This window comes from Chryseobacterium sp. BGARF1 (assembly GCF_001677955.1).
Lineage (GTDB): Bacteria > Bacteroidota > Bacteroidia > Flavobacteriales > Weeksellaceae > Chryseobacterium.
Genome location: NZ_LELA01000017.1, coordinates 1 through 23,277, shown reverse-complemented (window position 1 = coordinate 23,277; position 23,277 = coordinate 1). Strand labels below are relative to the sequence as shown.

The following is a 23,277-nucleotide window of genomic DNA, read 5'->3' as shown; positions in this document are numbered from 1 at the left end:
AGGTTTCCGAAAATTATTTTTGAGCTTTTAAGGGATCAAAAATTTTTCAGAATAACTTTTTAACTTACACAGTTAGTGAAACACTACCTAAAACATAAAAACCGCAGATATCTCTGCGGTTTTTTTATACTCTATTTAGCTCCAATAAAGGGTCTATATACTCTCTGTCATTACTAAGTCTCGGGACTTTGTTTTGCCCGCCCAGTTTGCCTTTAGATTCAAGCCAGCAATAGAAAAGATTGGGTCTTGCAATATGAACAACTGGCTTTTTCAATGTGATATTATTATATCTTTTGGCTTCGTAATCTGAATTAATGGTTTTAAGATGGCGGTCAAAAATATCAGTAAATAATTCTAAATTTTCGGGATGCTCACTAAATTCAAAGATCCATTCGTGGGCACCACCTTCATTTTCTTTCATAAAAATTGGAGCTCCGGTAAAATCTTTTACGGCAGAATTGGTTTCCTGACAAGCTTTAGTTAAAGCCGATTCTACATTAGTAATCATCAACTCTTCCCCAAAAGCATTGATATAATGTTTTGTACGACCTGTGATCTTTATTCTGAAAGGACTGATTGATGTAAAAACAACGGTATCCCCAATTAAATATCTCCAAAGTCCACCATTGGTTGTAATGACCATTGCGTAATTTTTTCCCACTTCTACTCCTTCCAAACTCACTATTTTTCGATTAGAATGGTAAAATTCATCCATAGGAATAAATTCATAGAAAATTCCGTAATCGAGCATTAGAAGCATTTCATCACTATTTGACCTATCTTGAATTCCAAAAAAGCCTTCAGAAGCATTGTAGATTTCATAGTAATTGATGTTTTTTCCGATAATCGGTTTATATTGCTCTTTATAGGGTTTAAAGCTTATTCCTCCGTGGAAGAAAACTTCAAGGTTTGGCCAAAGTTCAGAAACACTTTTTACATCCGTCTCTTTCAAAACTCTTTGTAAAAGTACCATCATCCAACTGGGAACTCCTAGAATACTTCCTACATCTTCATTTTTAACTTCGGAAACAATGGCTTTAAGTTTGCTTTCCCACTCTCCCATCAACGAAACTTTTTTGCTCGGAGTAGTGGTAATTTCTACCCAAAAAGGAAGGTTATCAATTAAAATAGCTGAAAGGTCACCAAATTTTGTATTGAAATCGGCGTACAATTCCGAACTTCCGCCCAGACGCAGGTTTTTATTCGTGAAAAGCTGATTTTCAGGATGATTATTAGCATAGATTGAAACCATATCCTTTCCTGCTTTTAAATGGCAATATTCCAGGCTTTCTGCAGAAATAGGAATGAATTTGCTTTTAGCATTGGTAGTTCCCGAAGATTTTGCAAAATGCTTGATATAGCCCGGCCAGCTTACGTCTTTATGCCCTTGTCTTGCACGTTCTACATACGGTTCAAACTCTTCATAAGAAACGATAGGAACTTTATTTTTAAAATCCTGATAACTCGATATCGAATTAAACCCATACTTCTTACCGTATTCTGTATCTTCTGCATGGAATAACTGAGAAAACAGGATTCCCTTCTGCGTCTCGATAGGATAATCCATAAAATTCTGAATCTGATCTATCCTTTGCTTGATAAACCAATTAACTACCGTATTGAAAAGTGCTTTCGTTGCCATTAAGACAAATATAATCAATTTTATATTTCATCAGAATTTTAAAACCTGATTATATTATTTAAAAAACACAAAACATAAAAAACCAACATAAAAACCTCATTATCAGGTATTTTTTATGAATTTAAATATGTTTCTTGCCTGCATTTTATAAAAGTTCATCCCAAGACAAGGTCTCTTTATTTGTTCCGTTCTTCGTTGTAACCAAAATTTGAACCCCATCTTTGGTCATTACTATTTTAATAGTTACATCAGGACTTCCTATGAGATCATCTATTTCTTTAATATCATATTTCGCAAGCTCTTCTGTTGTATACATCCCAGAAATAATCATAAAAACAATAGAATCTACGGTCGACAAAAAATTGTCTCTGCTTATGAAATCTTTATCTGAATCTGCAGTTATTAATATCTGTACCGATTTATCCGTTTTATTTGAAAACAAATTGATTTCTTTAAAAATAAATTTCTGGGGAGTTACAGTTACTAAATCTTTCAGCAGTTTTTCTTTATTTTCTTTCGTAAGTTGTGCATTACCTAAAGAATAAAGCAGTAAGGAGATGATTGTCAAATAGAATTTCATAGTTGTTTTGTTATTGATGTAAATATAAAGAACCATCACAAAATTGTGATGGTTCTCATAATATTTTTTTGAAACTTAAAGATTAACAGTACTCGTCGTAAGCTGCCTGTAAGTTTGCTGCAATTGCTCCTGCAGGATTTCCTTCAATATGATGTCTTTCTAGCATGTGCACCAATTCTCCGTCTTTGAAAAGTGCCACACATGGTGAACTTGGAGGAAAAGGAGCTAAGTGCTTTCTTGCAGCTTCCACAGCTTCTTTATCAAAACCAGCAAAAACAGTCGTTAAATGATCTGGTTTTTTCTCTCCTGTTAAAGAATAAACAACTCCTGGTCTTGCAGCTCCAGCCGCACAACCGCATACAGAATTGATTACTAAAAGGGTAGTTCCTGATTGCTTTAAAGCATCTTCTACCTGTGCAGGAGTTGCCAAATCTGTGAAACCTTTATCTGTAAGCTCAGCCTTCATAGGCATTACTAAATCTGTTGGATACATTTCTTATTTTTTTTAAAGTGTTTACAAATTTACAACTTTTCTATATCTATTTACAATTTATAAAAACTATCAATACATTTAGCAAAGAAAATTAAATTCAATCAATATATAAGAATACAATAATAATTTTAATTAATATTTAAATAAAAATCAGTTATATTAATTTTTATTTGCTAAATTTGAAATAATTCTAAAAACAGTTTCCATGAAAAAAACTTTATTAAACTCATTTCAAAGAATATTTAAAGCTCAATTTTTGGGGCAACGTAATTCCCTCCCCTTTATCTCTGTTTATTAGAAAGTTTTTAGAATTAAAAGAACATTGATAAAGGATTTACAATAAATGAAGCCCGAAACATAATGTTTCGGGCTTCGTTAATCAAATCGATATGCAAAGGTTGAATATCCTTATTATGTTTGAGGTATGTGTTACGAGATACGGGTTTAAAACATTATGCATAAAACACGGAACTCAAAACTCGTAACTCTCACGAAAGCAGCTTCTTAGCTATCTCAGAAATACTTTTTCCGTCAGATTTTCCGGCTAAATTTTTTGAAGCGATTCCCATTACTTTTCCTAAATCTTTAATAGATTCAGCTCCTGTTTCAGAAATAATCTGCTTAATTTCAGTTTCTAATTCTTCAGAAGATAACTGTGCAGGTAAAAACTTCTCAATGACTTTCATCTGAGCTTCTTCTACTTCTGCCAAATCGTTTCTTCCTTGAGCCGTAAACTGCTCGTAAGAATCTTTACGCTGTTTAATCATTCTCTGCAAAATTGCAATTTCCTGCTCAGGTGAAACTTCAGCTCCTAAGGCTTCCGTTTTCAGCAATAATATCTGAGATTTTACAGCACGCAAAGAATCTAAAGCCACTCTGTCTTTAGCTCTCATTGCTGTTTTTATTGCTTCGCTTATTATTAATTCTAAACTCATTATAATTAATTTGAAAATTTGAAAATGGGTTAATTTGAAAATGATAGATATTTAATTACACATGACTATCAATATGTTTTGAATCTATTTTAATACAATAAAATTGTTTGTTTTAACAACACACTAATTCTCAAATTATTCCATTTTCAAATTATTTTAGTCTACGTCTTTATTTAAAAATCTATTTTCTCTGATTTGTATATTTCCATTGTTATCAGATAAATAGGTGTTGATATTTTGATCTGAGGCATTGGAACCGTCAATCGAAATATTTTTTCTTTTGAAGGCTGGTACAGATTCAAATTCATTCGTTTGGTCGAAATTCTGGTAACGAGAATTGAATTCTTTCAACTTATTTCTTCTCTCTACCACTCTTTCCTGATCTGCAGGCTTATTTACGAAAGTAAATTCAGAATCTATTGATCTCTCAGTTTCTACTTCTGTTCTGCTTTGAAAAGGTGACCTTTCTTCTACTTTTGGCTGTTCAGGAGTCTGATAGAAGGTTTCCATCGTCTGGATTGTTTCTTCTATTTTTCTCTCGATTACCATTGAAGATTCAAGCTCATTTTTTGGCTGACCAAAATCATATGTAGGCTCAACAAGAGGTTCATTAACGGTAAAGTTAAACTCAACTTTTTTTTCGTCAGAATAATGATTACTGAAAGAATTGTCGCTTGGTTCTTCTCTTTTATTTTCAAAATCAAAAGAGAAAGACTGAATTTCCAAATCATTAGGATCATCATCAAAAGAAAACAAATGCGAATCATTAGTACTGCTCAATTCTTCGTCTTTCCAACTTTGAATCGGGCTTTGCAACGCATCTCCCTCTCTATCAGAGAATTTCATTTCAGTTTTTACATTTTCATCCTCAATAGTCATTTTTTTTTCAGAAGGTGACATGGTAAAACGTGGCCCGTCATGATCCTCATCATCTAATCTAAAAAGATTTTTCCCTCCAAAATCATATCCCTGCTCTGGTGCCACCTCTCTCTCATCTCTTGTTTTGAAAGGAGAAGATCTTGGAGCCTCCAAAGCATCATTTAAACTAATTCTAATCTTCTCAGTAGGACCTGAAAATTTTTGGTTATCATTAGAAAAACCTGTAGCAATCACCAATACACTTACCGCATCACCTAATTCTTCATCAGCACCAACTCCAAAAATAATGTCAGCTGTATGACCAGCTTCTTTCTGGATATAATCCATGATGATACCAATCTCGTCCATCGTAGCCTCTTCAACACCACTTCTGATTAACAATAACACGTTTCTTGCACCTGTAATTTTGTTGTCATTCAATAATGGAGAATCTAATGCTTTTCTTACTGCTTCTTCCGCTTTGTTTTCACCAGAAGCTGTACCTGTAGACATTAATGCCGTTCCAGAATTTTGAAGCACAGATTTAGCATCTCTAAAGTCAATGTTTACATCAAAGTAACCCGTAATAACTTCTGCCATACCTTTTGCAGCATTGGTTAAAACCTCATCGGCTTTTGAGAACCCTTGTTTGAACCCAAGATTACCAAATTGTTGTCTTAATTTATCATTGTTAATCACAATTAATGAATCAACATTATTTCGTAATTTATCTAGTCCTAACTCTGCCTGATCTAGTCTTCTTTTCCCTTCAAAGCTGAAAGGTACGGTAACAATACCTACCGTAAGAATCCCCATATCTTTGGCAACTTTAGCAATAACCGGGGCTGCACCAGTACCAGTACCACCACCCATTCCTGCAGTGATGAATACCATTTTGGTATTTTGCCCCATTGCTGCTTTAATCTCTTCGATACTTTCGATAGCCGCTTTTTCTCCTACTTCAGGGTCTGCACCTGCTCCAAGACCTTCAGTAATCGTAATTCCTAACTGGACTTTGTTTGAAACCGGATTGTTATCTAAAGTTTGAGCATCGGTATTACAAATCACGAAATCTACCCCGTGAATCCCTTTTTCGTACATGTGTTTTAGGGCGTTATTTCCACCGCCCCCTACACCGATAACCTTGATGATCGAAGAATTTCCTTTTGGCAGATCAAAAGAAAATCCTTGTGTGCCTATATTTTCCATATTTAATTTTTTCTATTTGATAATCGATTATAATTGTTGATGAAAATATCATTCATCGCTTATCATTCATCGTTTATAGTTTTTATTCTACTTCTTCAAAGAATTTTTTAACTTTCTCCATCAGCGACTGTCCAAACGTTGGTTTCGAAGATCTAGCTGTCTGTACAGGAACTTTAACCTCTTCCTCTAGTTGAGGTGTTGCAAGAGTCTGAGATTCAACATTACTATTAATTTCCTCTACACTTTGCTCAATTTTGTTATCAACTTCCGCTTCAACCTCTTCTTCTACAGCAACTGTTTTCTTATCCCTTATCTTTAAACTTTCCATCAGCAAACCTATAGAAGTTGCAAATTCTGGACCTTTAAGATACTGATTTTTATCATTCGCAACATATTCATTTGCAAAACCAATTCTGCTATCAAAACCTGTCGTATAATTTGCCAGCTGACGAAGGTGTTTCAAATTTGAACCACCACCTGTCAAAACAATTCCTGCAATCAGTTTTTTCTTCTGTTCGAAGGCTCCGTAAGCTTTTAATTCTGTATTGACCATCTCCAAGATTTCTTCTACTCTTGCATTGATGATTTGCGCTAAAGTTTTAAGAGAGATCTCTTTATCTGGTCTTCCGTGAAGCCCAGGGATTGTTACAAATGTGCTGTCTTTTTCCAATTCAGGAACAGCAGAGCCAAACTTAACCTTTAATTGCTCGGCGTGCTTTTCTATAATTGAACATCCCTCTTTGATATCCTCAGTAATGATACCACCACCGTAAGGAATTACACAAGTGTGACGAATAATATTATCTTTAAAAATAGCAATATCTGTAGTACCACCGCCGATGTCTACAATGGCTACTCCTGCTTCTTTTTCTTCTTTAGTAAGAACAGCTTCAGAAGATGCTAAAGGCTCTAAAGTAAGCGCCTCCATTTCCAAACCTGCTTCTCTTACGCATCTTGCGATGTTTCTGATGCTTCCCATTTGCCCAACGACAACATGGAAGTTAGCTTCCAGACGTTTTCCGTGCATTCCTACGGGCTCCTGAATTTCACCTTCAGAATCAACTTTATATTCTTGCGGAAGAACATGAATGATTTCTTCTCCCGGTAACATTACCAATTTTTTTACCTGGTCTTTTAATGCTTCAATGTCGTCATCCGTGATAAATTTATCCGGCTTCTCACGCATTATATAATCTGAGTGCTGCAATGAACGAATGTGCTTTCCTGCAATACCCACAGTGACCTTATGAATAGGAACTCCTGAACTCGATTGTGCCTCTGCAACAGCTGCCTTAATAGAGTTAATGGTTTGTGAAATATTATTCACAATCCCTTTATGAACTCCGAGACTTTTTGCCTTCCCCACACCGAGAATTTCTATTTTTCCGTGTGCATTCCTCCTTCCGACAATGGCGACAATCTTGGTTGTCCCGATGTCAAGACCTACTGAATATTCTTGATTTTCCATTGCATATATTGATTTGATTTAATTCTACTTTAATTTTGACATTATTGTCTTATATTTTGTCAACTTGCCCATTCAGGACTCTTTTTTATTCTATTTTAACCTTTGCTTTAGGCTTTGTCGTCGCTTTATTTTTCTCTTTTGGTTTGACAACCGCCTTAGGCTTTGTATTTTCTTTTGGTTTTAAAGAAGCTGAATTTGCTTTTTTCACTGGCGGTTTTAGATTGATATCTGCTTTTTTCGCAGAAGAAACAGCAACCGGAGCTTTAGCCAAATCTTTATGACTTGCTTTTAAAATACTGTCATTTTCTTTAAAATAAGGATTCAGCGTTGTTACAATCTGATTTTGATATTTTACCGAAATCATCTTATACTTTTGCGGGTCCTGAAACACCAAATATTTTTCTACAAAAGTTTTAAAACCTTTTACTTTTAATTCAATATTATCTAAATCTCCTATCTCCACTCTATAAATTCCTTCACTGGTCAGAAGATTATAGCTGTCTTTATATTTTGAAATCCCAATGAAATACTTTTTGCTGAAATCATCTTTGTCAATTTTATCAACCAACTCCGCCAATTTTTCATATTCATCTTTTTTTACATCACCTGTCACCAACATACAAGGATGTGAGTAGGTCTTAGAAATCGGAAATTCCACTCCTTTTTCGTCCACATAAAAATCCTTCCCTTTATAATTGAGCCTGAAAACAGGAACTCTTTGTTTGATGTCTAAATTCAGTTTTCCATTTAAATTTAAATAGACATTCGCACTGTCAACCGAAGGAAGCGCATTGATTTTCTTTTCGAGCTCGGGAATATTTAAATCTCCAACTTTCCTTGACGGATTTTCTTTATTTACAATCTCACGAATATCTTTTTCATCAATAAAATAAACTGGAGTTTTTTCATTCAGTTTTACAGAAATTTTATTGTCCGTAATCTTCTGACCCCCAAATTTCCTCAACGAGAAACTCAGCAGGAACCCAAGAATGATTACTGTGATGGCAATTTTTAAAATTCTGTACTTGTTTTTCATTTTTCAACGTCTTCTTTTTAACGCAATGGTCGCAAAGCTTCTTTAAAATTCTTACTCTATATTTTATTTTCGCAAAGGCGTTTCACTCAGCGAAGGCTTTAATTATAATTTGTTGACTACTCTTTTCACTCCGTCTTTAAACAATGTAGAATGAAAATTTAAAATCATTCCTAATTTCATTTCTGTAATTCTTAAATAATTTAAAAGTTGAAAGAAATGATATTGATTAATTTCCGGGACTGCTTTTATCTCAATAATTACTTTATTTTCAATTAATAAATCAACTCTAAATGCTTTGTCAATGATTAAACCTTCATAGTTGACACTAATATCTTTTTGACTTTCAACACTAATTCCACTTCTTTTCAATTCGTGAATTAAACATTGTTCATAAACATTTTCATAGAGACCAATTCCAAGTTTGCGGTGAATTTTCATTCCTGCATCAAAAACAATACTTGAAATTTCATTCTCTGTCATTTTGTGTTTTTTATTTTTAAATGATCTTTTCTGCTATCACTTGCTGAGTGAAACGCCCTTGCGAACGAAAAATTCACTTCTTTATTTAATTTTTCTTTGCGGTCGTTGCGTTTAAACTCAATGTTTTAATTCTAACTTTCGATCAACCATTCACAAATCGGGTCGTACAATGTGTCTATATTTCCTGCACCAACCGTGAGTAGAATATCAAATTCTTTTTCTTTTATTTTGTTGAAAGCATCGGATAAATTCGATACTCCTTTTTTATTTAAAGTCACTTTTTCTAATAACCAATCTGAAGTAATTTCTTCAAAATTTTCCTGCAATTCTCTTGCTGGATAAATATCTAATAAGATCAATTCATCTGAGTTATTTAAACTTTCAGCAAATCCTTCCGCAAAATCTCTTGTTCTGCTAAATAAGTGCGGCTGGAAAACAACCAATAATTTTTTATCCGGATAAAACGTTTTAATTGAACCAACCACAGCATTAATTTCCGTAGGATGATGTGCATAATCGTCAATATAAATTTTACCGCTCGGATAAATATGTTTTGTATACCTTCTTTTAATTCCTTTAAAATTGGCAATTGCTTTCTTTAAAATTTCAAAATTTACTCCCAGATTATGAAGAATAGCCAACGCAACCGTTGCATTTTCTACATTATGAATTCCCGGAACATCCCACACAAAATCTTTTATCGTTTCTGTCGGCGTATGAAAATCAAAATAGATTTTATCATGATCCATACGAAGATTGTCTGAATAATACTCAGCCTCTTCGTTAACAGCGTACGTTTTATGCGCTCTTCCTATTTCAATGCCTTTTCTTACAAAAAGCTGTTTGTCTTCCGGAACTAAAGCTGCAAATTGTTTAAAACCTTCTTCAATTGTATTTTTATCCCCATAAATATCCAAATGATCGGCATCAGTAGAAGTGATTACTGCCCAATCCGGAGAAAGGTTGAGGAAACTTCTGTCGTATTCATCGGCTTCAACCACAGAATATTGCGAACCATTATACAGGAAATTTGATTTAAAATTCTCAGAAATTCCACCTAAGAAACATGAGAAAGGTAAATCTGCTTCTTTACACAAATGCGCCACCAAAGTGGAAGTTGTAGTTTTTCCATGCGTTCCTGCTACGGCAATACAATCTGTATTTTCAGTAATTAAACCTAAAACTTTAGCACGTTTTAAAACTTCAAACTGATTTTCATTAAAATGATCTAAAATATCCAGCTTTTTAATTGCCGGAGTATAGATTACCAATGTATTTTCCTTCTGAAGCGAGGTAATTTTTTCATCAATCACATCTTCAAAAACAATATCAATGCCTTCGTTCATTAAAGCTGTCGTCAATTTGGTGTTGGTTTTATCATAGCCCAAAACATTCTTGCCCGAAGCATGAAAGTAACGTGCCAAAGCGCTCATTCCGATACCTCCGATTCCAACGAAGTAAAAATTTTGATATGTTTTTAAATTATTCATTTTATAGATTCGAGATTTTTAGATTTGAGATTCGAGATTTTTCTCTTGTCTCATATCTTAATGTCTAATTTCTTTATTATTTCGTCTACGATCTCTTTTGCCGCATTGGGTTTGGCAAAATATTTCAGATTTTCAGACATTTCTTCTCTTACATTTTCGTTTTCACAGATTTCTGATAATGTATTCCAGAATTTCTCCTGCATTTCAGAATCTTTAACCATTTTGGCTGCATCTTTTTCAACCAAATTCATCGCATTTTTAGTCTGATGGTCTTCCGCCGCAAATGGAAAAGGAACCAATAAAACAGGCTTCTGTGCCACCGCTAATTCTGAAATTGCGATTGCTCCCGCTCTAGAAACAATTACATCAGCTGCAGAATAGGCCGTTTCCATATCTTTGATAAACTCCTTTATTTGTATTTGGTTGTTAGTTATTGGTTGTTGGTTATTTCCATCAACGGACAACTGACAACTATCAACAATTTCTTTGTAATCCAATTTTCCGGTTTGCCAAATCAATTGATATCCTTTTTCTTTAAGTTGATCAAGGTTTTCTTTCCAACCGTTGTTTAATGTTCTTGAGCCTAAAGAACCACCAACTGATAAAATAGTCAGTTTATTTTTATCTAAACCTAATTTCTCTTTAGCTGAAGAAGTTTCCTGCATTCCTGAAACAATATTCTCACGAATCGGATTTCCTAAAAACTTTATTTTTTCAGCCGGAAAACCTTCTACTTTTGGGTAGGCTGTAAACACGGCTTTTGCTTTTTTACTTAAAATCTTATTCGTCACTCCTGCATGTGCATTTTGCTCCTGAATAAAGATTGGAATTCCCATTTTACTGGCTTCATACAAAGCCGGTCCGCTTGCGAAACCGCCTGTTCCCACAGCAAAATCGGGCGCAAAGTTTTTAATTATTTTTTTAGATCTAGATAAGCTTTTTAAAATTTTGAAAGGCAAACCAAGATTCGATAACATATTTCCTCTGTCGATTCCTGCAATATCAATTCCTTCGATTTTGTAGCCAGCTTGCGGAACTTTTTCCATTTCCATTTTTCCGTTGGCTCCGATGAACAAAAACTCTGCATCAGGAAATCTTCTTCTGATCTCATCTGCAATAGCGATTGCCGGGAAGATGTGTCCTCCTGTTCCGCCGCCGGATAACAATACTTTTAGTTTTTTGTTCATACTTTTTATTATTGATAAATGATGATTGATAAGCGATATGAAAATCAACTATAAATTATCATTCATCACTTATATTTATGCGATGTCGTTTATTTCGACAATGCTTTGTTTTTTGCCCATTCCTTCTTCATCGTAGATCTGTATTCTTGAGCTTATATTTAAAATAATTCCAAGTTGGATGTAGGTTACCAACATGGATGTTCCTCCGTAACTTATCAGCGGCAATGGCTGTCCTGTAACTGGGATCAGATTCACCGCAACGGCAATATTTACTGCCAATTGTATGAAGATCATCACACCGAGACTGAGCACAAGCAACGAGCCGAAAAATGCGGGCATTTTACTTGCAATCATTACGATCCGGACAATCATGATCAAGTACATACTGATTAAGAATCCAGCTCCAATCAAACCATATTCTTCAACAATTACAGCAAAAATAAAATCGGATGCAGATTGCGGAAGCATCTGTTTTAAAGCAGATTTTCCCGGTCCCATTCCGGTAATTCCACCGTGAACGATAGCCGCTTTTGCCTGCATCACCTGATAATTTTTTGCTTTTACGCTTTCGTCATCTACATCGGCAGATTTTGCTTTGCTAGATGTAAATGTTTCGATACGGCTCATCCATGTATGAACACGGTTTCCGCCGATCATGTTTGTGTTTAAAGCAATTAATAAAAACAATGTGATTGCTATAAATGATGCCGAGATAAATCCTGCAATATATTTCCAATGTAACTGACCGATAATCAAAACAATGACCGAAACCATTAAAATCATTAAAGCGGTGGAACCATTATCTTTTGCCACCAACACAAAAACCAGTAAAATAGGCCCGAAAATGTACATTACATTCTCAATAGGAAGCCTTTCTCTGGTAATCTTCTTGGTTAAATATCTGCACAGATAAATAATCAACATTAAAAATGCAAAAGACGAAGGCTGAAATGAGATTGGCGTTCCAGGAATTTTCAACCATCTTGAAGCACTCGCTCCATCAATCGTTTGCCCTGTAAACATCGTGACAATCAGCAGAACGATCATTAAACCCAACATAATGCTGCTGAGTTTTCCCATGTATTCGTATTTCACAGTTCCTACCAATCGCATGATTGCCAAACCTAACACCACAAAGAACATGTGCTTCATAACGTGACCTGTTGTTGTCCCGTTATTTACAATATATTCTAAGTTTGAACTTGCAGAATAAACAGGGAAAATAGAGAAAATGGAGATCACAAGAATGACCATCCAAAGTACTTTATCGCCCTTTAGAAATTCGAATCTGCTTTCTTCTATATTCTGTTCGTTCATGTTATTAAATGAATAATGAAAAATTAATAATGAAAATTTTCTTTTCACTTTAACTATTCATTGTTAATTCTTAATTTTTTAGCACCTGTTCTTTAAACTGGTGGCCTCTGTCTTCGTAGCTTTTGAAAAGATCAAAACTTGCACAACATGGAGAAAGTAAAACCGTATCTCCACTTTTTGATAATTGTTTTGATATTTTCACCGCTTCTTCCATACTTGAAGTACTGTAAATAAATTCTTTTTTGTTTTTGAAGAAATCAACAATTTTTTGATTATCAATTCCTAAACATACAATTGCTTTTACTTTTCTTTTAACTAAATCTTCAATTTCGGTATAGTCGTTTCCTTTATCTACTCCTCCTACAATCCAAACGGTAGGATTTTTCATACTTTCTAGCGCATAGTAAGTAGCGTTCACATTGGTGGCCTTACTATCGTTGATGTATTTTACACCTTTAATTTCAGTGACAACCTCCAATCTGTGCTCCACTGCCTGAAAAGTCATTAATGAATTTCTTATGCTTTCATTATTGATTTCCAATATTTTACCAGCAATTGAAGCAGCCAAACTGTTGGCTACATTATGATTTCCCAATAAAGACAATTCTTCAACTTTCATTGAGAATTCATCTTTCATTTTAACCACAATTTTATCTTGCTCTACAAAACCTCCTTCATTCAATTTTTCTTTGGTTGAAAAAGGAATCATTTTCGCTTTAATTTCAAATTTTTCAAGGATACTTTTGCTCATTTCATCATCTTTATTATAGATGAAGAAATTATCATTTTCCTGATTTTCAGCTATTCTAAATTTTGCCAAAGCATATTCTTCATAGTTGTAATTGTACTGATCCAAGTGATCTTTCGACAAGTTCAACAATAATGAAATATAAGGTCTGAAATTCTGAATATCATCCAACTGGAAAGAACTAACCTCCAAAACATAATATTCATGATTTTCGTCGGCAACCTGCTTTGCAAAACTATTACCGATATTTCCGCCAAGACCTACATTTAATCCGTCATTCTTCAGGATGTGATAGATCAAAGACGTGGTTGTTGTTTTTCCGTTGCTTCCTGTGATGGCAATAATCTTTGCATCGGTAAACTCTGAAGCAAACTCAATTTCAGAAGAAAGCCTGATTCCTTTATTATGAATTTTGCCAATAATTTCTGTCTTTTTAGGAATCCCTGGGCTTTTTACGATCCAGTCGGCATTGAGAATTCTCTCTTCGTTATGATCTCCTTCTTCAAACTCAATATCATTTTCCGTCAAAAACTGTTTGTAATGGTCCTTAATAGCGCCTCTGTCTGAAAGAAATACCTCCAGACCTTTTTTCTTCGCTAAATAAGCAGCACCACAACCACTTTCGCCACCTCCTAAAACAACTATTTTCATATTATTCTTATTTAATGATTGAAAAATCTAAATGATTCAAAAAATTTTTAAATGCTTAAATCTTTTCAATTTTAAATTAATTTTTTATCTCATCTTCAATGTAATGAGACACACAATTGCCAACATAACCCCAATGATTATCATCCTATTAACGATCTTACTTTCGTGAAAACCATCTTTCTGATAATGATGATGCAGAGGAGACATTTTAAACAATCTATTATTTTGGGCATATTCCAGCCCGAATTTTCTTTTTCTGTATTTAAAGACAATTACCTGAAGCATTACCGAAATATTTTCAATTAAGAAAATTCCACAAAGCACAGGAATCATTAATTCTTTTCTTAAAATAACCGCCAAAACAGCAATTACACCTCCCAACATTAAACTTCCGGTATCGCCCATAAAAACCTGCGCCGGATAGGTATTATACCAGAAAAAACCGATTACTGCACCGACCATGGCGACGGCAAATATGGTGGTCTCTCCCATATTCGGTAGGAACATAATGTTGAGATAATCTGCGAAAATGATATTCCCGGAAACGTAGGCAAAAAATGCTAACGCCAGAAGAATTATCGTACTCGTTCCTGCAGCCAGACCATCAATTCCGTCGGTAATATTGGCTCCGTTTGAAACCGCCGTTACAATAAAAATAACCATAGGAATAAAAACGATCCATGCCCATTCGTGGGCATCTTTATCATTCATCCAAAATAAAATTCCACTGTAGTCGAATTCGTTATTTTTGGTAAATGGAACAGTGGAAACAGTAATTTTTTCTGTCGGCATAAAGTTTTGCTCAACATTATTTCTATTGACTACTTTTGCATCTGCATATTTTCTTTTAACTGTAATATCTGGGTGAAAATACATTGTAACTCCGATAATTAGCCCTAAACCGACCTGACCTACAATTTTAAATTTTCCGCTTAATCCGTCTTTATTTTTCTTTATTTTCTTTAAATAATCATCTATAAAACCAATGGCTCCCATCCAGATCACCGTGATGATAAGAAGAACAATATAAATATTTGTAATTCTTGTAAACAGCAATACCGGAATTAAAGTCGCAATAATGATGATGAAACCACCCATTGTAGGCGTTCCTTCTTTTTGTTTTTGTCCGTCTAATCCCAAATCACGAACTAACTCGCCCATTTGTTTTCCTCTCAGGTAATTGATGATGCTTTTTCCATAAACGAGGGCAATCGTTAATGAAAGTAAAACAGCCATTCCTGCACGAAACGAAATGTACCTCAACATTCCCATTCCGGGAATATGAATGCCTTGGCTCGTTAAATATTCGTATAAATAGTATAGCATTTCTTATTTTTTTATAAATGATAAATGATAAATGATTATTGATGAATGATAAAATGAATTAACATTGATCAATTATCGATTATAAATTTTATTTACTCATTAACTTCCAAAGCTCATTAATTACTTCTTTGTCATCAAAATGATGCTTTACACCATTGATCTCCTGATAATTTTCGTGCCCCTTTCCGGCTACGAGAATAATATCTTTCGGCTCGGCAAATTTTATTGCCATCTTTATTGCTTCTCTTCTGTCGGGAATAGAAGTATATTTGCTGAAATTCTGAGGTTCTACCCCAGCTTCAATTTCTTTGATAATTACTGCCGGGTCTTCTGTTCTCGGATTATCTGAAGTGATGATCGCCAACGTAGATCTTTTAGTGGCAATATTTCCCATTTCAGGTCTTTTCGAGTGATCTCTATCACCTCCACAGCCAAAAACGGTGATCAATCTTTCGTTTTTCGTTCTGATATCATTGATGCTGTCTAAAATATTTTCAAGCGCATCGGGAGTGTGAGCATAATCTACAATGAAGAAAATTCCACCGTCTGATCTAAATGTTTCAAATCTTCCGGAAACTCTTTTCAGAGTACTGATCGCCTGAAGAATTTCATCTTGCTGAAAGCCTAATTCAGAAGCAATTCCGAAGACCAAAAGCAAATTGTAAACATTAAACTTTCCTGTTAAAGTCGTCCAGAATTCTTTTCCATTAAAGTTTAACAGCATTCCGTTAAAATCAATTTCCAAAGTTCTTCCGTGATAATCTGCTATTGTTTTCAAAGCGTAAGATCTTTTCTTTGCTTTGGTATTTTGCAGCATCACATTTCCGTTTTTATCGTCAACATTTGTGATTGCGATAGCCTCGTCATTCAACTCATCAAAAAATCTTTTTTTCGTTTTGAGATATTCATCAAACGTTTTATGATAATCAAGATGATCATGTGTAAGATTTGTAAATCCAGCAATTTTGAAATGTAAACCTTCAGTTCTATTTTGAGAAATTCCGTGTGAGCTTACTTCCATAAAAGCAAATTCACAACCTTCTTCCACGGCTTTAGCTAAGATCTGGTTGATCGTGATCACATCCGGCGTTGTGTGTGTTGCAGGAATTATTTCATCTCCAACTCTTATTTCAACGGTAGAAAGCAGTGCTGAGTTATACCCTAAATTTTTAAAAACATCAAAAAGTAAAGTAGAAACAGACGTTTTTCCATTAGTTCCTGTAACTCCGACCAGTTTTAATTTTTCTGAAGGATTTCCGTAGAAATTAGAAGCCAATTGTCCTAAAGTTTTAGACGAGTCCTTTACTTTAATGTAGGTTATATTTTCATCTAGATCTTTCGGTAATTCTTCGCAAACAACTGTTTTTGCTCCCTTCTCAATTGATGATGCAATAAATGAATGTCCGTCTGCAACTGTTCCTTTTAGTGCAATGTAAAGTGAGTCTGCGGAAACTTTTCTGCTATCGAATACCAAAACGGAAACTTCACGGTCGTTTTTACCGTGAATTTCTAAAACTGGAATTCTATTTAATAATTCAATTAATTGCATTGCTTTTGATGCTTTTTATTTTTTTATTTGATAGGATTTTCATCCTATCCTTTATTCAATCGTCCCTTCGGGACTCTTTTTATTTAATTCTGCAGAGACAAATATATCCTCTGGTTTTTGCTTATCATTGTGCCTTCTAATGGAAATTGTTCTTTAATTCTTCCCACCCCTTTAAAATCTACACGGTAGCCTAAATTTTCCAATTGAGGAATAACATTTTTACCGATCAACCCAACGACGCTTGGCATTTGCTTATTGGTAACAGTTACTTTTACATTAGGTTCCACCATTTTATTAAGATTTACCTTTCTGTCGACAAGCATTTCTTTTTCAATATTCTGTGGTGTTTTCAGGAAAGTTTTTCCAGCAATCTCTTTAAAAACAGGAGCAGAAACCGTTCCTCCATAAAAGCTTTTAGCCGTATTTGGCTCACTAATCATTACATAACACGTATATTTTGGATTATCTGCCGGATAAAATCCTGCAAATGACGCTCTGTATTTCATAGGGCCAGGAAGCCAGTATTCAAATCTAGCTGTCCCTGTTTTTCCAGCCATTTTCAGATTTGGAGTAAAAATACTTCTGCCGGTTCCTTTTTCTACCGCTTTTGTTAAAGCTGCAGTCATCATCTGAATGGCTTTTTCAGATGCCATTTTCTTAACAATCACCTCTTCTTTAGCCTGAAAAATTGTTTTCCCGTCTTTCATTATTTTATCAATGAAAAGAGGTTTTACCATTTTTCCTTTATTGGCAACTCCGTTGTAGAAGGTTGTCAGCTGTAAAAGATTGATGTTTGATGAATACCCGTAAGCAATTGAAGCCAATGTTGCGGCATTCCACCTTTTATTTTCCGGAGTTACGATTTTCGGTTTTGTAATTCCTGGAAGCTCGATATCCATTTTATCAAATAATTTCCATCTTCTTAAATGATCAAGGAAGATTTGCGGTTTTTCTGCGTAATACTTTGTGATCAGTTTGGCCGTTCCAACGTTGCTTGATTTTGCCAAAACATCACTAATATCATAAGTTCCACCACCATGACCATCAGAAATCCTCTGTTTCGCATACGTCCAAACTCCATTTCCAACATCTACTGTTGTATTTTCATCTATAAAACCATCATCCATTGCTGCCAAAAGAGAAATAGTTTTAAAAGTTGAGCCCGGTTCGATATTATCTTTTAACGCATAATTATAGGCATCTTCGTAAACTCCTGGTTCGGTTTGTCTTAAATTAACCAAAGCTCTCACTTTTCCAGTTTCAACTTCCATGACGATTACCGTTCCGTGTTTTGCTTCGAAGTTAATCAGCTGTTTTTCTAATGCCGAATGTGCAATATCCTGAATTCTAAGATCTAAAGTCGTATAAACATCCTGTCCATCAGTCGGTTCATTTACTTTCCAAAAATCAATTGGCTTCCATTGAGAAGAATTGACCCTTTGTTCCAGCCTGCTACCGTCAGTACCCGTAAGATATTTTGAAAAAGCCCCTTCAAGACCGGCTTTTACTTCTCCATTGTCGATTCCAATTGTTCCGGAACCAATTTCCGAAGTCGCCAACTCTCTTTTATAATTTCTATCGACGATAAATCCACCTTTATTTTTTCCTCTTTTAAAAATCGGAAAATTCCTAATCCTGTCGTACTGGTCGAAATCTAAACCTTTTACCAAAGAATAATATTGGTTTTTCTTTTTCTTCTGCTCGTCGAACCTTTTTCTGAAATCAGCTCTTGGCTTTCCGAACATTTTACTTAAAGAATCTGTCAACGCACCAATATTATTGCTGTATACCGTATCTTTTATAGTTTTAAAATCAAGAAAAATATCATAACGCATTACCGTTGTTGCCAAAATAGATCCGTCTGAAGCAAACAAGTTTCCACGAGCCGCTTTCAGAGTTGCCGTTCGGTAATTACTGTTGATATAATCATCTTTAATTTCCTGAACATTGGTATTCTGAAGCACAACGATTCTAGCCAAAAACATCACGAATATACATAAAGCAACAGTTGCGAAGAGGTACCCCCATCGCAGTGTTTTTTTTCTTTTGTTATCGTAATCATTTTGTTTTTGCATCACTACTGTTTAATTTTATTAACAATTTGTGCGGGTGACTTTCTAAAGTCATTAATGAATCTGCGGCAACTTCTTTGCCCAATTGAGATTCCATTTTTACCTTGATCAGCTTACTTTGCGCATAAGCATTTCTCGATTTATATTCTTCTGTTTCTTCTTTTAAAGCGTTAACAATTCTTATTTTTTTATTGACCAGGTGATTACTGTAAATCATCGCCATCATCAAAACAAACAACAACAAGAAAAACTTGTAATGAATTTTTATTTCATCACGATTCAGAAAATTCCCTTTTATAATATCTATAAAAGTGAGTCTTTTCTGGGGGCGATTTGTTGTTCTTTTTGCCACGTTATTTATAATTGATTATTGATAAATGAAGTTGTGACCATTTATTAATTATCGTTTATCATTTACATCTTTATTCCTGTTCTCATTTTAGCACTTCTGGCTCTTGAGTTTTCTTCAATTTCTTTATCATCAGGAATAATTGCTTTGCTTTTTACCAGCTCGAATGTTTTTTTATAATTCCCATAGATATCACGCTGTGGCTCGCCTTCAAACATTCCATTTTTCAAGAATCTTTTTACCAAACGATCCTCCAGAGAATGATAAGAAATCACCACCAATCGACCTCCTGGTTTTAAAACATTATAAGACTGCACCAGCATTTCTTTTAATACATCAAGCTCCTGATTAACCTCAATCCTTATTGCCTGGAATAATTGTGCATAAAATTTATTCACTTTATGAGGCGGAAGATAACTGAACAGTTTTTTCAAATCTTCAGTGGTTTCAATTACTTTAATCTTTCTGTGATGAACGATGTCACGAGCTAATTTTCTCGCTTCTCTCAACTCACCATAATAATAAAAAATATCAGCTAAAGCTTCTTCTTCATAATCATTGATTACTTTTTTGGCATCAAGACTCTGCATGACATTCATTCTCATGTCAAGCGGCGCATTGCTTCTGGTAGAAAAACCTCTTTCGCCTGCATCAAATTGATGAGACGAAACGCCAAGATCAGCCAAAATACCGTCAACCTGAGATACACCATACATTAAAAGAGAATTTTCAAGAAATCTGAAATTCTGATTGATTAATGTAAATTTCGGGTCGTCGATATTATTTTTAAGAGCATCGAGATCTTGATCAAAACCATATAGCTTTCCTTTTTCAGAAAGCCTGCTTACAATTTCGCGTGAATGTCCACCGCCACCAAATGTACAGTCAACATAAATACCGTCTGGATTGGTCACCAAATCATCCACACTTTGCTTCAATAAAACGGGGTTATGATACATGTTATATTTGTGTTTATTTAATTATTCTTCATCAAATGCTCCCATCACGCCTTCTGCAAGGCTTGCAAAATCATCTTCATTAGTCGCAATTACTTTTTCATATGCTTCTTTATCCCAAATTTCAAAAAGTTCACCCGCACTCGTCACCACTATATCTTTCTGAAGATTGGCAAATTGAGTAAGATCTTTCGAAATCTGTAGTCTACCAGCACTATCCAACTCCACAGTCTTCACTCCAGCGGTAAACATTCTGATAAAATCAGCATTTTTTTTGATGAATCTATTCAACTTATTTATCTTATCCATCAGCTTATCCCACATTTTCATAGGGTAAACCTCAAGACATGATTGAAACACAGAACGCTTTACCACAAAGGTTTTATCTTCAAAGTCTTCCATCTGCTTTATAAGAGATGAAGGCACCTTTAAGCGACCCTTGTCGTCTATTTTGCATTCATATGTTCCAATGAAATTTCTCATTTGGGACAAAATTATAAATATTTTTCCAAATCCTCCCACTTTTTCCCACTTTTTGACTTAATGTTAATAAGTTTACTAAATATTGAATATCAAAGAGATAAAACAACTTACATCATTTACGGCAAGCCCATTGTATTCAGGGCATAATAAAAAGAATGATAAAAAACACTAAAACATTAGTCTTCATATATTATTTTTAGTTTATATTAGTTATATCAAAAATTTTTTGGTGTTTAATTTGTATTTTTGCAAGGCTTAGATAGGCATTATGAGATTTATTACAAAAAAAGAAAAGAAATATACGTTTATAGAGGCTGGAGAAGGTCACCCGCTTGTGCTTTTGCATGGACTGATGGGAGGACTGAGTAATTTTGATAAAATGGTGAATTTTTTTTCAGAAAAAGGTTTTAAGGTTTACGTTCCTCAATTACCTATTTATGATTTGCCTGTACTCAATACCAATCTCACAACGATTGCAAAATATGTAATCAAATTTATAGAAACCAACATTGGCAAACCTGTTACTATTGTAGGTAATTCTATGGGTGGTCATGTAGGTTTAATTTTAACATTGGCACGCCCAGATTTGGTACAAAACCTTGTACTCACGGGAAGCTCAGGATTATACGAAAGAGCTTTTGGCGACAGTTTCCCAAGAAAAAACGACCGTTCCTATATCAGAAAGAAAGCAGAAGAGGTTTTTTATGACCCTTCAGTCGCTACTGAAGAGTTGGTGGATGAAGTTTTCAGCGTGGTAAATGACCGAATGAAAGGAATTAAAACGGTGATGCTGGCAAGAAGTGCCATCAAACACAACATGTTGAATGACCTCCCAAAAATCTCAAGACCAACATGTCTGATTTGGGGGAAACAAGACAATGTAACCCCTCCCGAAGTAGCAATTGACATGCATAAATTCATTCCAAATTCAGATCTATTCTGGATTGACAAATGTGGGCATGCAGCAATGATGGAAAAGCCAGATGAGTTTAATGAAATTCTTTACGACTGGGTAAAAGACAAAATATAAAACGATAAACCATTAAGACACTTCTTAATGGTTTATTTTTCTAAATATAAAAAATCAATAAAATGGTTATAAAAACAGCAACGTTTGTAAAAAGTAGTGGAAAATGGCAAGAATGCCCAGAACCAGACATGCCAGAGTACGCATTCATTGGCAGATCAAACGTAGGAAAGTCTTCATTGATCAATGCAATGATGAACCACAAAGATTTAGCAAAAACATCAGGAACGCCAGGAAAAACTCAGCTTATCAATCATTTTTTGGTTAACGAAAACTGGTACCTTACCGATTTGCCGGGTTACGGATACGCAAAAGTTTCGAAAGTTATCAGAAAAGATTTTGAAAAACTGATTACCAACTATATTCTTAACAGAAGAAACCTTGTCAATCTTTTTGTATTGGTAGATTCTCGTCACAGCCCTCAAAAGATCGACTTGGAATTTATACAATGGTGTGGAGAAAGCGGAGTTCCCTTTTCAATTGTTTTTACGAAAGCAGATAAACTGAAACCCTATATTGCCATCAAAAATGTTGAAGCCTATAAAAATGAATTACTGAAAACATGGGCAGACCTTCCGGAAATATATGTAACCTCAGCAGAAAAAAAAGAAGGATGTAATGAAATATTAAGCTTCATACAGACAACAAACGAATTTCTGACTAATAATAGCGTCAACTTCAATGAGTAATATCATCTGGAAAATAAAAAGCTTCGAAGAACTGAAGACTTCTGAACTTTATGAGATTATCAAAGCAAGAGTGGATGTTTTTGTTGTTGAGCAAGACACCCCTTATTCTGATTTGGATGGATACGACCAGAAAGCACTTCATCTTTGGGCAGAACAAGAAGACAAGACCGTGTTGGCGTATTGCCGAATTTTTGACAGAGGAATAAAATACAATGAAACCTCTATCGGACGAGTTTTAACCTCAGAAAAAGGCAGAGGAAAAAACTTAGGCAAACAATTGATACAATATGCCGTTGAAACGATAGAAAACCGTTTTAAAACTTCTGAAGTAAGAATTTCTGCACAGGATTATCTTTTACGATTTTATTCAGAATTTGGCTTCACAGCTACTGAAAACAAGTATCTGGAAGATAATCTTCCGCATACGGAGATGTTTAGGAAATAAATCTGATTAGATCACCACATAAAAAAAGCCAGGGTTTTAAAAACTCTGGCTTTTTTTATAAATTTTATCAAGTTTTATTGGCTCAGTCTCAAAAGTTGTGGAGCAAAATAATAAATGATATTTTTGTAGTATGTTAAATGATGCTGAACTACTTAAATTATTTCTACCAGAACTCTTGATTGAATATTTTGAGATTGTAAAATTTGAAGAAGAAAACAAAATTCTACACATTTACTTTGAAGAGAAAAATACAGCTCCAAAAGAATTCTCATCACTCATCTTGCAGT

At 34.5% G+C, this 23,277-nt stretch carries 21 protein-coding genes; 3 read left to right on the top strand and 18 right to left on the bottom strand.

Features of this window, described 5'->3' with window-relative positions; translation table 11 throughout:
- Positions 1–124 precede the first annotated feature (124 nt).
- The 18 genes from AB671_RS03370 to mraZ form a co-directional block, all read right to left on the bottom strand.
- A complete protein-coding gene (locus AB671_RS03370) occupies positions 125–1,642 on the bottom strand; it encodes a GH3 auxin-responsive promoter family protein (protein ID WP_066675889.1) in 1,518 nt (505 codons plus the stop codon).
- 145 nt (positions 1,643–1,787) lie between these two features.
- On the bottom strand, positions 1,788–2,222 hold the full coding sequence (locus AB671_RS03365; RefSeq protein WP_157444111.1) for a hypothetical protein: 435 nt from the start codon (positions 2,220–2,222) through the stop codon (positions 1,788–1,790).
- Between the two features lie 82 nt (positions 2,223–2,304).
- Positions 2,305–2,715: a BrxA/BrxB family bacilliredoxin gene (locus AB671_RS03360; protein WP_066675886.1), complete on the bottom strand. Its 411-nt coding sequence runs from the start codon at positions 2,713–2,715 to the stop codon at positions 2,305–2,307.
- Positions 2,716–3,203: 488 nt separating this feature from the next.
- Entirely contained in the window at positions 3,204–3,650 is a 447-nt protein-coding gene (locus AB671_RS03355; protein ID WP_066675885.1) for a GatB/YqeY domain-containing protein, read from the bottom strand.
- A 156-nt stretch (positions 3,651–3,806) separates the two neighbouring features.
- On the bottom strand, positions 3,807–5,717 hold the full coding sequence (ftsZ, locus tag AB671_RS03350; protein WP_066675884.1) for a cell division protein FtsZ: 1,911 nt from the start codon (positions 5,715–5,717) through the stop codon (positions 3,807–3,809).
- An 82-nt stretch (positions 5,718–5,799) separates the two neighbouring features.
- A complete protein-coding gene (ftsA, locus tag AB671_RS03345) occupies positions 5,800–7,185 on the bottom strand; it encodes a cell division protein FtsA (RefSeq protein WP_066675882.1) in 1,386 nt (461 codons plus the stop codon).
- A gap of 85 nt (positions 7,186–7,270) precedes the next feature.
- Positions 7,271–8,221 (bottom strand): cell division protein FtsQ/DivIB, encoded by a 951-nt coding sequence (locus AB671_RS03340; RefSeq protein ID WP_066675880.1) that lies wholly within the window; start codon positions 8,219–8,221, stop codon positions 7,271–7,273.
- 102 nt (positions 8,222–8,323) lie between these two features.
- A complete protein-coding gene (locus tag AB671_RS03335) occupies positions 8,324–8,701 on the bottom strand; it encodes a GxxExxY protein (protein ID WP_066675870.1) in 378 nt (125 codons plus the stop codon).
- A 131-nt stretch (positions 8,702–8,832) separates the two neighbouring features.
- A complete protein-coding gene (gene murC / locus AB671_RS03330; RefSeq protein ID WP_066675869.1) occupies positions 8,833–10,191 on the bottom strand; it encodes a UDP-N-acetylmuramate--L-alanine ligase in 1,359 nt (452 codons plus the stop codon).
- A 50-nt stretch (positions 10,192–10,241) separates the two neighbouring features.
- On the bottom strand, positions 10,242–11,378 hold the full coding sequence (gene murG / locus AB671_RS03325) for an undecaprenyldiphospho-muramoylpentapeptide beta-N-acetylglucosaminyltransferase (RefSeq protein WP_066675868.1): 1,137 nt from the start codon (positions 11,376–11,378) through the stop codon (positions 10,242–10,244).
- Between the two features lie 75 nt (positions 11,379–11,453).
- The gene (locus AB671_RS03320; RefSeq protein ID WP_066675867.1) at positions 11,454–12,695 is read right to left on the bottom strand and encodes an FtsW/RodA/SpoVE family cell cycle protein; all 1,242 of its coding nucleotides are present in this window, start codon (positions 12,693–12,695) and stop codon (positions 11,454–11,456) included.
- Positions 12,696–12,765: 70 nt separating this feature from the next.
- Entirely contained in the window at positions 12,766–14,094 is a 1,329-nt protein-coding gene (murD, locus tag AB671_RS03315; RefSeq protein ID WP_066675863.1) for a UDP-N-acetylmuramoyl-L-alanine--D-glutamate ligase, read from the bottom strand.
- An 84-nt stretch (positions 14,095–14,178) separates the two neighbouring features.
- Complete coding sequence (gene mraY, locus AB671_RS03310) at positions 14,179–15,420, bottom strand: phospho-N-acetylmuramoyl-pentapeptide-transferase (protein WP_066675861.1); 1,242 nt, start codon at positions 15,418–15,420, stop codon at positions 14,179–14,181.
- A gap of 88 nt (positions 15,421–15,508) precedes the next feature.
- Positions 15,509–16,969 carry a UDP-N-acetylmuramoyl-L-alanyl-D-glutamate--2,6-diaminopimelate ligase gene (locus AB671_RS03305; RefSeq protein ID WP_066675860.1) on the bottom strand — a complete coding sequence of 487 codons (1,461 nt, stop codon included), beginning with the start codon at positions 16,967–16,969 and terminating at the stop codon, positions 15,509–15,511.
- Between the two features lie 83 nt (positions 16,970–17,052).
- Entirely contained in the window at positions 17,053–19,044 is a 1,992-nt protein-coding gene (locus AB671_RS03300) for a penicillin-binding transpeptidase domain-containing protein (RefSeq protein ID WP_066675858.1), read from the bottom strand.
- Positions 19,028–19,393, bottom strand: coding sequence for an FtsL-like putative cell division protein (locus tag AB671_RS03295; protein ID WP_066675857.1), 366 nt, complete (start codon positions 19,391–19,393; stop codon positions 19,028–19,030). The genes AB671_RS03300 and AB671_RS03295 overlap by 17 nt, the downstream gene beginning before the upstream one ends.
- 62 nt (positions 19,394–19,455) lie before the next feature.
- Positions 19,456–20,349, bottom strand: a complete 894-nt coding sequence (rsmH, locus tag AB671_RS03290) for a 16S rRNA (cytosine(1402)-N(4))-methyltransferase RsmH (RefSeq protein ID WP_066675856.1) — start codon at positions 20,347–20,349, stop codon at positions 19,456–19,458.
- 21 nt (positions 20,350–20,370) lie between these two features.
- Positions 20,371–20,829, bottom strand: a complete 459-nt coding sequence (mraZ, locus tag AB671_RS03285) for a division/cell wall cluster transcriptional repressor MraZ (RefSeq protein WP_066675854.1) — start codon at positions 20,827–20,829, stop codon at positions 20,371–20,373.
- A gap of 268 nt (positions 20,830–21,097) precedes the next feature.
- On the opposite strand from mraZ, the gene AB671_RS03280 reads away from it, so the two are divergent.
- From AB671_RS03280 to AB671_RS03270, 3 genes are all read left to right on the top strand, one after another.
- On the top strand, positions 21,098–21,859 hold the full coding sequence (locus AB671_RS03280) for an alpha/beta fold hydrolase (RefSeq protein WP_066675852.1): 762 nt from the start codon (positions 21,098–21,100) through the stop codon (positions 21,857–21,859).
- 62 nt (positions 21,860–21,921) lie between these two features.
- On the top strand, positions 21,922–22,545 hold the full coding sequence (yihA, locus tag AB671_RS03275) for a ribosome biogenesis GTP-binding protein YihA/YsxC (RefSeq protein WP_066675850.1): 624 nt from the start codon (positions 21,922–21,924) through the stop codon (positions 22,543–22,545).
- Entirely contained in the window at positions 22,538–22,990 is a 453-nt protein-coding gene (locus AB671_RS03270) for a GNAT family N-acetyltransferase (RefSeq protein WP_066675848.1), read from the top strand. The genes yihA and AB671_RS03270 overlap by 8 nt, the downstream gene beginning before the upstream one ends.
- The last annotated feature ends 287 nt before the right edge of the window (positions 22,991–23,277 follow it).

Excerpts from the sequence above, each read along its gene's own strand:
- murC (WP_066675869.1), bottom strand. The coding sequence starts at position 10,191 with ATGAATAATTTAAAAACATATCAAAATTTTTACTTCGTTGGAATCGGA.
- AB671_RS03270 (WP_066675848.1), top strand. The coding sequence starts at position 22,538 with ATGAGTAATATCATCTGGAAAATAAAAAGCTTCGAAGAACTGAAGACT.
- AB671_RS03370 (WP_066675889.1), bottom strand. The coding sequence starts at position 1,642 with ATGGCAACGAAAGCACTTTTCAATACGGTAGTTAATTGGTTTATCAAG.
- rsmH (WP_066675856.1), bottom strand. The coding sequence starts at position 20,349 with ATGTATCATAACCCCGTTTTATTGAAGCAAAGTGTGGATGATTTGGTG.
- murD (WP_066675863.1), bottom strand. The coding sequence starts at position 14,094 with ATGAAAATAGTTGTTTTAGGAGGTGGCGAAAGTGGTTGTGGTGCTGCT.
- AB671_RS03360 (WP_066675886.1), bottom strand. The coding sequence starts at position 2,715 with ATGTATCCAACAGATTTAGTAATGCCTATGAAGGCTGAGCTTACAGAT.
- murG (WP_066675868.1), bottom strand. The coding sequence starts at position 11,378 with ATGAACAAAAAACTAAAAGTATTGTTATCCGGCGGCGGAACAGGAGGA.
- AB671_RS03355 (WP_066675885.1), bottom strand. The coding sequence starts at position 3,650 with ATGAGTTTAGAATTAATAATAAGCGAAGCAATAAAAACAGCAATGAGA.
- AB671_RS03320 (WP_066675867.1), bottom strand. The coding sequence starts at position 12,695 with ATGAACGAACAGAATATAGAAGAAAGCAGATTCGAATTTCTAAAGGGC.
- mraY (WP_066675861.1), bottom strand. The coding sequence starts at position 15,420 with ATGCTATACTATTTATACGAATATTTAACGAGCCAAGGCATTCATATT.
- AB671_RS03365 (WP_157444111.1), bottom strand. The coding sequence starts at position 2,222 with ATGAAATTCTATTTGACAATCATCTCCTTACTGCTTTATTCTTTAGGT.
- AB671_RS03335 (WP_066675870.1), bottom strand. The coding sequence starts at position 8,701 with ATGACAGAGAATGAAATTTCAAGTATTGTTTTTGATGCAGGAATGAAA.
- ftsA (WP_066675882.1), bottom strand. The coding sequence starts at position 7,185 with ATGGAAAATCAAGAATATTCAGTAGGTCTTGACATCGGGACAACCAAG.
- AB671_RS03340 (WP_066675880.1), bottom strand. The coding sequence starts at position 8,221 with ATGAAAAACAAGTACAGAATTTTAAAAATTGCCATCACAGTAATCATT.
- ftsZ (WP_066675884.1), bottom strand. The coding sequence starts at position 5,717 with ATGGAAAATATAGGCACACAAGGATTTTCTTTTGATCTGCCAAAAGGA.
- yihA (WP_066675850.1), top strand. The coding sequence starts at position 21,922 with ATGGTTATAAAAACAGCAACGTTTGTAAAAAGTAGTGGAAAATGGCAA.
- mraZ (WP_066675854.1), bottom strand. The coding sequence starts at position 20,829 with ATGAGAAATTTCATTGGAACATATGAATGCAAAATAGACGACAAGGGT.
- AB671_RS03305 (WP_066675860.1), bottom strand. The coding sequence starts at position 16,969 with ATGCAATTAATTGAATTATTAAATAGAATTCCAGTTTTAGAAATTCAC.
- AB671_RS03280 (WP_066675852.1), top strand. The coding sequence starts at position 21,098 with ATGAGATTTATTACAAAAAAAGAAAAGAAATATACGTTTATAGAGGCT.
- AB671_RS03300 (WP_066675858.1), bottom strand. The coding sequence starts at position 19,044 with ATGCAAAAACAAAATGATTACGATAACAAAAGAAAAAAAACACTGCGA.